The following is a 646-nucleotide window of genomic DNA, read 5'->3' as shown; positions in this document are numbered from 1 at the left end:
GTTCGCGGAGTACACCCCGGCGATGTTCTCGGCGCCGATGGAGGAGATCGCGGCCATCATGTTGGCCCGCGCGTTCGACGGCTTCCAGTCCTTGGTGTCGTACTGCTTGGCGATGGTCACCTTGTCGCTGAGTTCGGCGAGGGCGGCCTTCTTGAACTCGGCCGCGTTCGGGTCGGTGACCGCGCCGTTCATCATGACGATCTTCTGGGACTTGCCGCCGTCCAGGGGGATGACGTCGAACCAGTCGCCGCCGACCTCCCCGGCGGCGCCCGCGGGCTCGGTGATCCGGGCGCCTGACCGCCCGGTCAGTTCCACGGATCCGCCCTGCGCGGTGTGCGAGCTCTGCCAGTCGTGCAGCGACTCGTACGCCGCGTGGTCCATAAACGAGCCGTCCAACTCCACGACGGCATCGGCCTCTTGGGGCACCAGATGCAGCGTGCGGCTGAGCCGCGGCACGGCGAGAAACGTCAACTGCCCGCGTACGCGCACATGGTGGACGCCGTTCTGGTCCTCCTCGTGGGTGATGCGCGTACGGGTCAGCCGATGCAGCGCGACCGCCACCGCCACGGCGACGCCGATCCCGACGCCTTCGAGGACGCCGAAGAACACCACGCCCATCGTCGTGGCCGCGTACACCGGGACCTCT

1 protein-coding gene is annotated in these 646 nt (G+C 68.4%); it reads right to left on the bottom strand.

Annotated features, from left to right (window positions below):
- The coding region (locus tag ROI90_RS21115) for a substrate-binding domain-containing protein (RefSeq protein WP_316000266.1) at positions 1 to 646 on the bottom strand (646 nt) is incomplete at both ends.

Source organism: Hymenobacter endophyticus (genome assembly GCF_032464715.1).
Taxonomy (GTDB): Bacteria; Bacteroidota; Bacteroidia; order Cytophagales; family Hymenobacteraceae; genus Hymenobacter; species Hymenobacter endophyticus.
This window is presented reverse-complemented; position numbering and strand designations above follow the sequence as displayed.